At 63.0% G+C, this 12,374-nt stretch carries 13 protein-coding genes and 1 pseudogene; 3 read left to right on the forward strand and 11 right to left on the reverse strand.

The features are described from left to right. Positions 1 to 210 precede the first annotated feature (210 nt). The 8 genes and pseudogenes from NKH38_RS18415 to NKH38_RS18450 form a co-directional block, all read right to left on the reverse strand. A pseudogene (locus NKH38_RS18415) lies at positions 211 to 1,061 on the reverse strand (translation factor GTPase family protein); the annotation flags it as partial. A gap of 41 nt (positions 1,062 to 1,102) precedes the next feature. After that, the gene (locus tag NKH38_RS18420; protein ID WP_352762104.1) at positions 1,103 to 2,005 is read right to left on the reverse strand and encodes an alpha/beta fold hydrolase; all 903 of its coding nucleotides are present in this window, start codon (positions 2,003 to 2,005) and stop codon (positions 1,103 to 1,105) included. A gap of 70 nt (positions 2,006 to 2,075) precedes the next feature. Continuing rightward, entirely contained in the window at positions 2,076 to 2,852 is a 777-nt protein-coding gene (locus NKH38_RS18425; RefSeq protein WP_352512113.1) for a DUF8605 domain-containing protein, read from the reverse strand. Positions 2,853 to 2,959: 107 nt separating this feature from the next. Beyond that, a complete protein-coding gene (locus NKH38_RS18430; protein WP_023730628.1) occupies positions 2,960 to 3,736 on the reverse strand; it encodes a pyrroline-5-carboxylate reductase in 777 nt (258 codons plus the stop codon). A 23-nt stretch (positions 3,737 to 3,759) separates the two neighbouring features. Then, positions 3,760 to 4,638, reverse strand: coding sequence for an aldose 1-epimerase family protein (locus NKH38_RS18435; protein WP_352762103.1), 879 nt, complete (start codon positions 4,636 to 4,638; stop codon positions 3,760 to 3,762). 174 nt (positions 4,639 to 4,812) lie between these two features. Further along, entirely contained in the window at positions 4,813 to 5,529 is a 717-nt protein-coding gene (locus NKH38_RS18440; protein WP_023710521.1) for a Bax inhibitor-1/YccA family protein, read from the reverse strand. A gap of 38 nt (positions 5,530 to 5,567) precedes the next feature. After that, positions 5,568 to 6,344: an anti-sigma factor family protein gene (locus tag NKH38_RS18445; protein ID WP_023805228.1), complete on the reverse strand. Its 777-nt coding sequence runs from the start codon at positions 6,342 to 6,344 to the stop codon at positions 5,568 to 5,570. Beyond that, positions 6,341 to 6,874 carry a sigma-70 family RNA polymerase sigma factor gene (locus NKH38_RS18450; RefSeq protein WP_023688465.1) on the reverse strand — a complete coding sequence of 178 codons (534 nt, stop codon included), beginning with the start codon at positions 6,872 to 6,874 and terminating at the stop codon, positions 6,341 to 6,343. The genes NKH38_RS18445 and NKH38_RS18450 overlap by 4 nt, the downstream gene beginning before the upstream one ends. 175 nt (positions 6,875 to 7,049) lie before the next feature. Here NKH38_RS18450 and NKH38_RS18455 point away from each other — a divergent pair, with 175 nt between their 5' ends. The 3 genes from NKH38_RS18455 (at position 7,050) to mazG (ending at position 9,705) form a co-directional block, all read left to right on the forward strand. Further along, complete coding sequence (locus NKH38_RS18455; RefSeq protein WP_023706554.1) at positions 7,050 to 7,487, forward strand: DUF3592 domain-containing protein; 438 nt, start codon at positions 7,050 to 7,052, stop codon at positions 7,485 to 7,487. 128 nt (positions 7,488 to 7,615) lie between these two features. Continuing rightward, positions 7,616 to 8,800 carry an amino acid aminotransferase gene (locus tag NKH38_RS18460; protein WP_352762102.1) on the forward strand — a complete coding sequence of 395 codons (1,185 nt, stop codon included), beginning with the start codon at positions 7,616 to 7,618 and terminating at the stop codon, positions 8,798 to 8,800. 80 nt (positions 8,801 to 8,880) lie between these two features. Beyond that, the gene (gene mazG / locus NKH38_RS18465) at positions 8,881 to 9,705 is read left to right on the forward strand and encodes a nucleoside triphosphate pyrophosphohydrolase (RefSeq protein WP_352762101.1); all 825 of its coding nucleotides are present in this window, start codon (positions 8,881 to 8,883) and stop codon (positions 9,703 to 9,705) included. Positions 9,706 to 9,711: 6 nt separating this feature from the next. Here the strand turns inward: mazG and hflX are convergent, their stop codons facing one another. From hflX to NKH38_RS18480, 3 genes are all read right to left on the reverse strand, one after another. Continuing rightward, entirely contained in the window at positions 9,712 to 11,103 is a 1,392-nt protein-coding gene (gene hflX / locus NKH38_RS18470; RefSeq protein ID WP_023688461.1) for a GTPase HflX, read from the reverse strand. Continuing rightward, positions 11,104 to 11,349 (reverse strand): RNA chaperone Hfq, encoded by a 246-nt coding sequence (gene hfq, locus NKH38_RS18475; RefSeq protein ID WP_006202172.1) that lies wholly within the window; start codon positions 11,347 to 11,349, stop codon positions 11,104 to 11,106. Positions 11,350 to 11,494: 145 nt separating this feature from the next. Continuing rightward, the gene (locus NKH38_RS18480) at positions 11,495 to 12,355 is read right to left on the reverse strand and encodes a D-amino-acid transaminase (RefSeq protein WP_023668930.1); all 861 of its coding nucleotides are present in this window, start codon (positions 12,353 to 12,355) and stop codon (positions 11,495 to 11,497) included. Positions 12,356 to 12,374: the final 19 nt, after the last annotated feature.

The raw sequence follows: 12,374 nt of genomic DNA on the forward strand, positions 1-12,374 counted from the left end.
GCTCGACCGGCCCGCGCCGGGATAACGAACAGGAGCGTCATCCCGAAAAGCTTTCCAGGAGGCCGCTGAAGGCTGCTGCGATTGCAACAAGATGGAAGACGCCAAGGGCCAGCCATCTGGAGCCGCCGGCGCCCGCAACAAATGCCCCATAGGCAGGAAACTGCAGCGCAGCCAATCCGATGGAAAGGCTGGTGATCGGCCGGGTGGCAGTGGTACGGGAGCGTATCCGGAATAGTCGGCGCGCAGGCGTGCCAGTCCGTTCGAACAGGACCGGAGCGCATCCTCCAGCATGAACATGTTCGCGAGCGGCATTGTCGCTTTGACAACGACGACCACGCCGCTGATTCCCCAGTCCGGATCAGGCCCCGGCGGCTGTGCAGTTCGGCGATGATTTTGTCGACATAGGCCGCCGACGTGTTCACCTCGACTTGCATGATCGGCTCGAAGAACTGCACGCCCAGCTTGGGAGCGGCTTCACGGAAGCAGGCTCGGCCGGCGATCTCGAAAATCAGGGGCGAGGAATCAGTATCGTGATACGCGCCGTCGATCAGCGTTGCCTTCACGCCAAGCATCGGGAAGCCAGCAAACGGGCCTGAAGACAGAATGTTCCGCAGCCCCTTTTCGACGCCCGCAACATATTCGTTCGGAAGCGCACCGTCGGCGACCTTGGACCCGAAGACGAAGTCCCAGCTACCGCCATTCGGCTCGAACGCAATCTTGACGCGGGCGAACTGACCCGTACCACCGGACTGCTTCTTGTGCGTGTAGTCCTGCTCGTGCTTACGGGTGATCGTCTCGCGATACGCTACCTTGGGCGCGCCGACATTCACCTTAATGCGAGACTCGCGGCGCAGGTGGTCGATGACTATGTCGAGGTGGAGTTCGTCCCTGCCGGCTACGATCGTCTGGCCCGATTCCGCATCCTGCTTGACGTGCAGCCAGGGATCCTCGTCCGCCAGCTTCGACAAGGCAGTAGCTAGCTTCTCCTGATCCGCCCGCGACTTCGGCTCGATCGCGATTTGCAGCAGAGGCCAGGGCGCGGCAGACTTTTCCATCATGACGCCATGGTTGCAGATCGATCCGATGACCGCAACGGAGGGGTCTACGCCCGGCCGGCCGCCCTGCCCGTCCCTTTCGCTTCCTGACTGTGGACGCGCGCCAGGAAATCGCGCACCAGCGGAAGTGCCTCATCGAAATGCGTTTCGAGCAACCAGTGGCCGGCGCCATCGATCAGATGAAGCTCCGCTTCCCGCAAATCGCGCTGGTAGGCATGCGCCGATTGTGCCGGCATGTAACCATCCTCGGGGCCCCAGACGATGAGCGTTTGCGGTTGGTGCTCGCGCAGATAGCTCTGATAGCGCGGGAACCAGCCGAGGTTCGCCTCCAGCTTCTCCATCAGGCCGACCGCGAGCCGCCGGCGGATCGGCGTGTCCATCAAAGGCCAGTGGAGTTTCCAAAGATCGGGAGGCACGCGCTCGGCTACAGCGTAATCCACCTCTCCGACAAACTCGTGCCGGAAGCCCTCCTCGCTTACCGCCTCTTCCAACGGCCGGTGCTTTTCGGGCGTCTTTTCCTTCCAATAGGCTTTTATCCCAGCGTATTTCGGCCCGAGAACATCCTGGTATATATCGCCGTTCTGGATGATGAGTGCCGCGATGCGCTCGGGATGTGCGATGGCGTGGCGCAGTCCGATCTGAGAGCCATAATCGTGCAGCCAGAGCGCATAGCGCGACGTGCCGAGCGCATTGGCGAAAGCTGTCAGAAACCCGGCATAGGCATCGAAATCATAGCCAAAGTCCGACATTTCGGGCGTGCCGCTGTAGCCAAAGCCGGGAAAGTCCGGCGCGAATGTATGCCAGCGATCGGCAAGTGCCGGCATCAACCGTCGGAATTGATAGGACGAGCACGGATAGCCGTGCGGCAGGAGAAGGACGGGAGCATCAGGCGGGCCGTCTTCGCGATAGAAGATGCTGTTTCCGTCAACGTCGATCCGGCGATGTTGCAATTCTACCTCCTTGCTCAAAGCTTGCCCGCCACTTTGTTTACGGCGCTCCGGCAAGAAGGTTCCCTTGAAGTCAGGGCGTGACGGCTTCCGGCTCTCCATTGCCCGACAGGATCTGCAGCGTTCCGCGGGTGGCGTTGCGGAACGCATCGTCGAAACTGACGCCACGTACCTGCCAGCGATACTCCTTATCCTTAAAGCTGAGCCGCCAGTCACCGACCCAGCCCAGCGCTTCCTGGCGCCATACCAAAGTGCCGGCAAGCAGGGCGTCCCCATCCAGCGTGTTGGCCACGTCGGCGAGCGCGACGTCGGACGGCCGAGGCAACTCCAGCGGCAAACCGGTCCGGTGCGCCGCGTCCGCCAGCGCAACGCGCATATCCGCCGCAAGCTCGCCGCCGCCATCGCGCACCAGCGTGAAGCCGTCGCCTTTCATCGGCCTTACATCCAGCAGTGCGACGATTTTTGGCCGCGGCACCGCCCACGGTTTGCGCCCGAGCGACGCCAGCAAGGCATCGATCTTGTCCGGGTCGAAATCGGCGGTGATGTAATGCGGCCGGTCGTGGGTGCCCTGCTCGTCATGCGGCGGGCGGTTGTTGAGCAGGTCGCGGTAGCCGACACCAGTGACATAGTCGGCCGCGTGCCGGCTCATGTCCGCAACACGCGGGTCGCCGATCAGCCGCGGGTCGCCGGAAACCTTGACCAGCACCTCTTCAAGGCACGGCGCCAGGCCCCACGCCCGGTTCTCCTCGCCAGTGCCGCTGGTCACCGATTGCGCGCGGTAGAGGCTGGCGCGGTCGATGTCGGCGGCAGCGACCGGAAAGACAATCAGCACAGCCAGCGCCGCTGCCACAAAGCCCAATTTCAAGCATCCAGGCACCCGACGACCCTCCCGAAACGGTCCGGAACATCCGTTGGAGCCATACTCCTGATCATCAGGGAATTTCAAGGTACCGCCCATCAAGGCGTATCGCCGACGATGCGCCGGTGTACGCCGTCCAGGCTCTCGGTGAGCGCCTCGAACACGTTTTGCGCCGTCAGTTCGCGAAGAACCTGTTCGTTGATGCCGCCGCGCGTCGCATAGTCCTGCGCCAGATTCATGAAGTCGGCATCCGGCGACATATCAGGAGCGCTTCCCAAGGCTTTGAAAAGCGAGGCGATGTAATCGCGCCCCTTCCCTTCCTCCACGCCATTCCTCTTGAGCCAGCTGTTGATCGTATCGAGATATCTGAAGTAGCTGGCATAGGTTGCGGTGGCCACGCTCAACGCGTTGAATTCGGCTGAGTTCTCGACCTCGATCGCTTTCCCCAGATTGCCGAACAAGGCAGCGACAGTGGCATCCGGCGGGCAGATGATCGTTGCCCCCAGCCGGTGGGCAATCATCGGCATGGGCAGCGCTTTCGTCACCTGGTGCGCTGGTGCGGTCAAGCCGGCAATCTCCTCGCGCGGCAGCGTGGCGATCAAGCTGATGAGGTGATGCTCGCGCCGAAACCGCAAACCCGGCAGGACGTCATGCGCAATTTGCGGCCGGACAGCCAGCATGACTAGGTCGCATTGATCGAGAACCGCCTGATTGTCATCAGCGATACGCACATCCGGATAACGGGCTGCCAGCTCCGCGGCGATCTCTTCATTGCGCGGCGACAGCAGCACGGAGACGGAGTTATCCGCGACGGATTTGAGCCCGCTGACAATGGCCGCTGTAAGGGCACCCGTGCCGATGAAGCCAAGTTTCATCGCGCCTGTCTCTGGTTCATCGGTCACAGCGGCGCATGGTCGAGCCGTACCTGATAGCTCAGCACGCGCTTTTCACCGGGCGCGATCAGCATCACGCCCGGCTTGTCCGCGAACTCGCCTTCGAAATCCACGGGGCTGGCAAGCCCGTGCCAGGGTTCAATGCACAGGAACGGAGCGCCGCCCGGCTTCGACCAGATGCCCAATTCCTTAAAACCCTGCCACGACATCTCGATCGCCGCACCGTTCGCGGCGGCATAGCGCACGCTGGTGCTGGCCGGCCGGTCGAGGATCACGGCGTCTGCCTCGAACAGCTGTTCGGAAAGCGCCAGCGTTTTGCCTTCGATGGGCGTCGGCCGCGGTGCAGCCAGCACCAGGCCATCCTTCAGCCGGCGGATCGGCGCCGGCTCGTCCTGGGCAAAGGTCAGGTGGTAGTCGGTCTTGGCGAGCCCCGGCTGCAATGGCCAATTGAAAGCCGGATGTGCACCGATGGAGGCTGGCAGCGTCTCGTCGCCGGTGTTGGCAATCTCGAAGCTCACACCAAGTTCCCGACGCTCGAGCGTATAGGTGATGGCAAGGCGAAAGGCGAACGGATAGCGCGTGCGTGTATCGGCATCGTCGGTCAACACCAGCGTGCAGGATCGGGGGCTCGCGTCAGCCCACACAAATGGCTTGTCGCGGGCAAATCCGTGCTGCGTCAGGGCATAGACCTGGCCCCGATGGCGGAGCTGGTCGCCCGCCAGCCGGCCGACGATCGGAAACAGCACCGGCGAATGCCGCCGCCATTCCGGCCCGGCCTGCCACAAAAACTCCAGACCCTCGGCATTGCGCAAGGAGATGAGCTCGGCCCCCTGCCCGACAATGGTTGCCGAGATGCCGTCGCCGTGAAGCGTCACTTGTTCCATGCGTTCTCGCGGAAAGCTGCGTGCGAGCGGCAGGTTAGCAAAAGCCCGCATGGACTCAAGGGCGCAGCGACATCGCGCTGATAGAGGAGCGATGTCTCCACGCCAAAACGACAGTGGCCGGAGATTCTCCTCCGGCCACTGCGAGATCGAGATTGTTGCCTTGCTACGGTTCGACTATTCGCGCTCGCCGGTGAAATTCAGCAACAGCTGGAAGATGTTGACGAAGTTCAGGTACAGTGACAGCGCGCCGAAAACGGCAAGCTTCTGCTGCGATTCCGCGTCGAAATTCTCCGCATACTGTTCCTTGATCGTCTGCGTGTCCCAGGCGGTCAGGCCGACAAAGACGGCAATGCCGATCACCGAGATGGCGAACTGCAGCGCGGTCGAGCCAAGGAAGATGTTGACGACGCTGGCGATCACCACACCGATCAGGCCCATGATCAGGAAGGACGAGAACTGGGTCAGGTCGCGCTTGGTCGTGTAGCCGTAGAGGCTGGTGGCGCCGAACATGGTAGCGGTGATGAAGAAGGTGCGCGCGATGCTGGTGCCTGTGAAGACCAGGAACACCGAAGCCAGCGACAGGCCCATCACCGCGCAGAAGGCCCAGAACATCAACTGGGCGCTCGCCGCCGACATCGTCTGCATCTTGAACGAGAACAGCAACACGAAGGCGAGCGGCGCCAGCATCACCACCCATTTCAGCGGGCTGGAAAAGATCGGCACGTAGAGGGCCGGCGTCGAAGCGACCACCATGGCGACGATGCCGGTGACGACGAGGCCAATGCCCATATAGTTATAGACGCGCAGCATGTGGCTGCGCAGGCCCTCGTCATAGACGGCGCCGGCGCGCGCGCCAGTGCCCATGCGGTATCCGAGGTCAGGGGTATTCATGCGGGTTCTCCTTATGTGGTCTCAGTAAAGCGTCTTGATCAGTAAAGTGTCTTGGCAAGCGTCTCGGCGGCGCGGTCGAGGTCGTGGACATCGCTGCGCGCGACGACCGCGTACGCGACCTCGCCGATCTGGAAATAGGCAGAGGAGATGTCGCCCGATGGCGCGATGGCAGGCTTGACGACGTCGAAGGTTCCAGGCCGGATCGCAAACAGCGAGACCAGCCCCATATCCTTCGTCTCCAGCGCCACTTCGACGCTCGGCCCGAAGCGCGACGGATAGATCTGCACGTCGCGAACCTTCCAGTCCTTGGGCAGCGATGGCATGACGATTGCGGTGGCGGCGCGGATTTCGTCGCCATTGTAGTTGGGCGCCTCCAACTGCGAGGGCATCGCCTCGCGCATGAGCGTCGTCTTGTGCGCCCGGATCGCTTCTTCGACATAGGCGGGCGGCGGCGGCGAAGCCACAACCTTGGTCACCAGCAGCGGCCCGAAGAGGCCGTTCGCCAGCCAGCCGGCAGCGACAAAGATGGCGACCGCCGCCGCCCGCTGCAGCACGGCGAAGACGCGGCGACTGGCCAGCCCCCTGCCCAGCCGGCGCGCGACTTCAGTCGTCGCGGGCCGCGCCATTCCTGTGGATGCGGCCAGCGCCAGACGCAGCTCGTCGCGCGTCCTCAAATCGGACATCACCCGGGCCGCTGCCTCCGGACGAGCCGACAGGAACGCCTCGACCTCAATGCGGCGCGCGACATCCAGCTGGTCGTCGACATAAGAATCGAGATCGGTATCGGTCACCGGGTCCCGCAACAGGTCGGTCATGACGGGTCTCCCACGATCCTCAGATGGCTTTTGGCCGGCGAAGGTGCAGCGTTTTCCATCTCGCGCAGTGCTGCGCGCGCCCTGCCGATACGCGACATCAGCGTGCCCAGCGGCACCCCGCTGGCGTCGGCGGCCTGCTGGTAGGAAAGGCCCTCGATGGCGACCAGATGCAGCGCCGAACGCTGCTCCTCCGGCAGACTGAAAAAGGCCTCGCGCACCTGCGCCAGTCGCACGGAATGTTCCTGAGGCGCCGGCGTGCTGGCATCGGTGAGATAGCCGGCCTGCTCGACACGCGCTGCTTCCGACCGGCGCGAGCGCATCTTGTCGATAAAAGCGTTGTGGACGATCGACAGCAACCATGCCCGCAGATTGCCGCCCGAGCGGAATGTGTCGCGCCGCTCGTAGGCGCGCACCAGCGCATCGTGCACCAGATCCTCGGCGTCAGTGCCGTCGCGCGTCAGCGAGCGTGCGTAGCGCCTGAGCGAACCCAGCTGTCCGACAATATCGAAGCGTGGCATCGACCGTTTCATGCCCCGTTTACGAAACAGGCGGGGATCTTAATCCATCGCCACCAAAACTTTTTTGCGTCGCCACAATAGGCATCATGCAATCAGAAGTCCGCTGCGCACTTACCCATCTCCCGTGCGGCAGATGTTTGCTTTATGGATGAAGTCTAGCCTTATCCGTCTGTCCCAGGAGCAAAAGATGGCCAATGGTAGTCGTGTAACGGGTTTTGCAGCGTTGCCGATCGTCGGCAGGGTGTTCATCATCTTTGGCATTGTCGGACTGATCGCTTCCGGCGTGCTGGCCATCGTCGAGATGTACGGCCCTCGTACCGCTTCGGCGACAGGCAGGATTGTCGCCGCCGAATACAATCCCCGCATCGAGTTCTCGACCGCCGACGGCACCGTCATCCGCTTCAACAATGCCGTCCACAGCTCGTTCTGGGGTGATGGCGACAGCGTCCCTGTCGCTTACGACCCAACCAATCCGCAAAATGCCTCCGTCGACAGCTTCGCCGGACGCTGGTTCCTTGCCGGGCTGGCCGGCATGCTCGGCGGTTTCTCCCTGCTGACCGGCATCGGTCTCGCCGTGATTGGACGGGTGCTTATCCGGCGGATTGGAATGAACCCGTCGCCATAGCCGCCGACCCCTGCCGTACAGACAAAGCTTGGCGTAACGGTCCAGTACGCTAGCGGACTGGCGCAGATGGAAGCACTGGCGAAACGCGGCCGCTTTGCGTATTACTCCGCCGCCATTGGAGCCGTATGATGTTCGAGACCCTGCAACCTGCCCCGGCTGACAAGATCATCGCCTTGATCGGCCTCTATCGCGCCGATCCGCGCCCCGGCAAGATCGATCTCGGCGTCGGCGTCTACAAGGACCGCGACGGCAGGACGCCGGTCATGCGCGCCCTGCGCGAGGCCGAGAAGCGGTCGCTGCAGGACCAGGACACCAAGACCTATCTCGGCCTTGCCGGCGACACCGGCTTCAACACGGCGATGGTCAAGCTGGCCTTCGGCCCCGCTGCCGACATGACGCGCATCCGCGCCGCGCAAGCGCCTGGCGGTTCCGGCGCGCTGCGGCTGGTGGCGGAGCTGTTGAAGCGGACCCGCCCCGACGCAACCGTCTGGCTGTCGGACCCGACATGGCCGAACCACCCGCCGGTGATGCGCGGGGCCGGCCTCAAGGTGCGCGATTATCCCTATTTCGATGCCGTTTCCGGCGCGGTGCGCTTCCACGAGATGCTGGCAACGCTTGGCGCAGCCGAGCCCGGCGATATCGTGCTGCTGCATGGCTGCTGCCATAACCCGACCGGCGCCAATCTCGATATCGCGCAATGGGCCAGCGTCACCGATCTTGTCGTCGAGCGCGGGCTGTTGCCCTTTGTCGACATTGCCTATCAGGGCTTTGGCGAAGGCCTGGACGCCGATGCGGCCGGCTTGCGCCTTCTCGCGGGCAAGGTGCCTGAAATGGTCGTTGCCTCGAGCTGCTCGAAGAACTTTGCCGTCTACCGCGACCGCGTCGGCGCGGCGATGATCCTGGCGAAGAATAGCGCGCAAGCCGATGTCGCGATGAGCCAGATGCTGGCGGCGGCGCGCGCCATGTATTCGATGCCGCCGGACCACGGCGCCGCCGCCGTGCGCATGGTGCTGGAAGATGATGGCCTTCGCGCCGACTGGGAGGCGGAGCTGGAGGAGATGCGGCTGCGCATGCTGAGGCTGCGGGTCCAGTTCGCCGACGCGCTGCGCCGGCAGTCCAACTCCGACCGCTTCGACTTCATCGCCAGCCATCGCGGCATGTTTTCCAGGCTTGGCCTGACCGAGGCGCAAGTCGAGCGGCTGCGTGCCGAGTATGGCATCTACATGGTCGGCGACAGCCGCATCAACGTCGCCGGCCTGCCCGAGGACGGCATGGATGACCTCGCCAAGGCGGTTGTGTCGGTACTCGGCTGATACGGCTGAGCTGTGGACAAGGTCAGGCCGCCAGCTGACAGCGTTGGCCGCACGACAGGCAGCGGGATAGCATTCGCCGCATGAAACCTTCGCGCGACATTTCCCGGCTGATCGAGATCATGGCGGCGCTCAGGGCGCCGAAGACCGGCTGTCCCTGGGACATCGAGCAGGATTTCTCGACCATCGCGCCCTATACGATCGAGGAAGCCTATGAGGTGGCGGACGCCATTGCGCGCGGCGATCTCGACGATCTGCGCGACGAACTCGGCGATCTCCTGCTGCAGGTCGTCTACCACGCGCAGATGGCTGAGGAAGCCGGCGATTTTGCCTTCGGTGATGTGGTCGAGGCCATCACCACCAAGATGATCCGGCGCCATCCGCATGTCTTCGGCGACGAGAAGGCGCGCAGCGCCGGCATGGCAAAGGGCATGTGGGAAAAGATCAAGGCTGAGGAAAAAGCCGAAAAGCGAAGTGCGCGCCTCGCCCGCGGCCTCGACCCCGAAGACCATGGCAAGGGTTTCCTGGACAGCGTGCCCGTCGCCCTGCCCGCTTTGACTCGTGCGCTGAAGCTGCAGGAAAAGGCAGCGCGTGTCAGTTTCGACTGGAGCGAGGCAGCACCCATCCTCGACAAGATCGAGGAAGAGATCGGCGAGCTGCGCGAGGCACTGGCTAAGGGCGAAACGGCTGAGATCAAGGACGAATTCGGCGACATGCTGTTTGCCGTCGTCAATCTGGGGCGTCACCTCAAGCTCGATTCGGAAGCGGCGCTTAGCGGCACCAACGAAAAGTTCCGCTCGCGCTTCCACTATGTCGAGCGCGCGATCGATGCATCGGGAAGCACGCTCGAAAAAGCCACGCTGGACGAGATGGAAGTGCTCTGGCAGCAGGCCAAGGGCGTGAAATAATCAGGCTTACTGCCTGTTTTTGCGGTGCAATCGGCTTTCGATCTCTTGCCGGGCGGTGTGCGTGGCCTTGAGTGCGATGGTCGCGCTGCCATCCTCATTGTCTACCCGCGAAACGACGTCGCCATTACGGTATAGCCAGTCGACAAGGCCGAACTGCGGCGGTTCGATCGTCACCGTCAATTCCTCGAGTTCGCCCGACATCCTGGTCTCGATCAGCGCCTTCAGCGCATCGATGCCTTCGCCGGTGACGGCCGAGATGGCGATCGGCGGCGCCTTGTTGGCGTCAGTGCCGTCGGCAAGCAGACGCTCGCGGTTGCCGTCGTCGAGCAGGTCGACCTTGTTCCACACTTCGACGACGCGCTTGGCATCGCCGGCATCGACGCCGAGATCGGCGAGAATGCGCTCGACGTCCTCGGCTTGCGCTGCGGTATCCGGATCCGAAATATCGCGCAGGTGGATGACCAGATCGGCCTCGACGACCTCTTCCAGCGTGGCGCGGAAGGCGGCGACCAGATGCGTCGGCAGGTCCGAAATGAAGCCGACTGTGTCCGACAGGATGATCGGCGTGCCGTGCGGCAGGCGCACGCGGCGCAGCGTCGGGTCGAGCGTGGCAAACAGCATGTCTTCGGCCAGCACGTCGGCCCCGGTCAGCCGGTTGAACAGCGTCGACTTGCCGGCATTGGTGTAGCCGACGATCGCCACCACCGGGAACGGCACCTTCTTGCGCTTGGCGCGGTGCAGGTCGCGGGTGCGGCGCACCGTTTCCAGCTCATGCTTGAGCTTGATGATTTTTTCCTGCAGCTGCCGCCGGTCCGACTCGATCTGGGTTTCGCCGGGGCCGCCGAGGAAGCCGGCTCCGCCGCGCTGGCGTTCAAGGTGGGTCCAGCTCCGCACCAGGCGGCCCTTCTGGTAGTTGAGATGGGCAAGTTCGACCTGCAGCGTGCCCTCCTTGGTCCGCGCGCGCTCGCCAAAAATCTCCAGGATCAATCCGGTGCGGTCGAGCACCTTGGCATTCATTTCTTTTTCGAGATTGCGCTGCTGCACCGGCGTCAGCGGATGGTCGACGATGACCACCTCCGCGTGACCCTCTTTGACGATCTCGGCGAATTCCGCGACCTTGCCGCTGCCGAGCAAGGTTGCCGGGCGTGGATCGTTGACGGTGACCACCGCCGTGTGGATCAGATCCAGGTTGATGGCGCGGGCAAGGCCGACCGCTTCGTCGTGGCGCGCATCCGCCGAACGCGTCAGCCGTGGACGGTTCGTTTCGTCATCGTTGCGCTGATGCCGGGTAAGCACCGGCACAATGACAACCGCCCGGGTCGGACCTGTGGCTTCCGTCCCGGAATTATGTGCTGGTTTCCCGCGGACGCCGCGGTCCGCGTCTTTTTCACGTGCCAATCAGGCGCCCTGGCTTTCCTCGCCATCGAACATCTGAACCGGCTGGCTCGGCATGATCGTGGAAATGGCATGCTTGTAGACGAGCTGGGAGTGGCCGTCACGGCGCAGCAGAACACAAAAATTGTCGAAGGAAGTGACCACGCCGGTCAGCTTGACGCCGTTGATGAGAAAGATGGTGAGTGGATTTTTGCTCTTGCGAACAGAATTCAGGAACAGGTCCTGAAGGTTTTGCGATCGTTCCGCCATTGTTCTTGTCTTTCGCCGATCCCCTTCGGTTTGCAGGCTAATGCGCCAAATTAGCGGGCACATGTCAAGCTTGCAAACACCCCCTTGCCGTCAGTAACGACAAGCAGAACGAGATATATTGATGTGCAGTCCGTCTGTGCGGTTATCAGGCTGGACTTTTTTCCGCAACGTCAAAAAAGGCTTGCCGCAATGAAAGTGTTATCGAACCGGGGTGCCCATTGGCGACCGCGGCACCGTCGATTGCCACGACCGGCATGGCGATTGTCGTTGCCGAACTGATGAAAGCTTCTCGCGCAGCCTTGGCTTCAGTGACTGAAAAACCGCGCTCCTCGATCGTCAACCCGAGCTTTGCCGCCACTTCGAACATCGTCGTGCGGGTGATGCCGCGCAGGATGCCATGCTCCGCCGGCCGGGTGACCAGAACGCCGTCCCTTGTAACGATCCAGGCGTTGGACGAGCCGCCCTCCTTGACGTTGCCATCGGTGTCGACGAACCAGGCCTCCTGGGCGCCGGCCTCCTTGGCCTTCTGCTTGGCCAGTACGTTGGGCAGCAGGCCGGTGCTCTTGATGTCGACCCGGTCCCAACGGTTTTCCGGCACGGTGATGACCTTGATGCCCGCCTCGGCTCGCTTGGCGGCCGCCGCCGGGTCGGCCTTTCTGGCCGTAATCACCAGCGATGACGGTGTATCGGCCGGGAAAACGAAGTCGCGGCTGGCAACACCGCGCGTAACCTGGACATAGACCAGGCCGTTGACGACGTGGTTGCGCCGGACGATTTCGCGCAGAAGAAGCGGCAGCACACCCTTGGTGACCGGCCAGTCGATCGACAATTCGCTAAGGGAGCGGCTCAGCCGGGCAAGATGGCGCGGCATGTCGACGATAAAGCCCTGCGCCACCTCGCAGACCTCGTAGACGCCGTCGGCGAATTGATAGCCGCGATCCTCGATATGCACGGCAGCGTCGGCATGGGCGACATAGCGCCCGTTCACATAGGCAATGCGCGGCATGGGTGATCCCTCAGAAAAG

This window comes from Mesorhizobium sp. M1078 (assembly GCF_040318615.1).
In the GTDB taxonomy this organism is placed as follows: domain Bacteria; phylum Pseudomonadota; class Alphaproteobacteria; order Rhizobiales; family Rhizobiaceae; genus Mesorhizobium.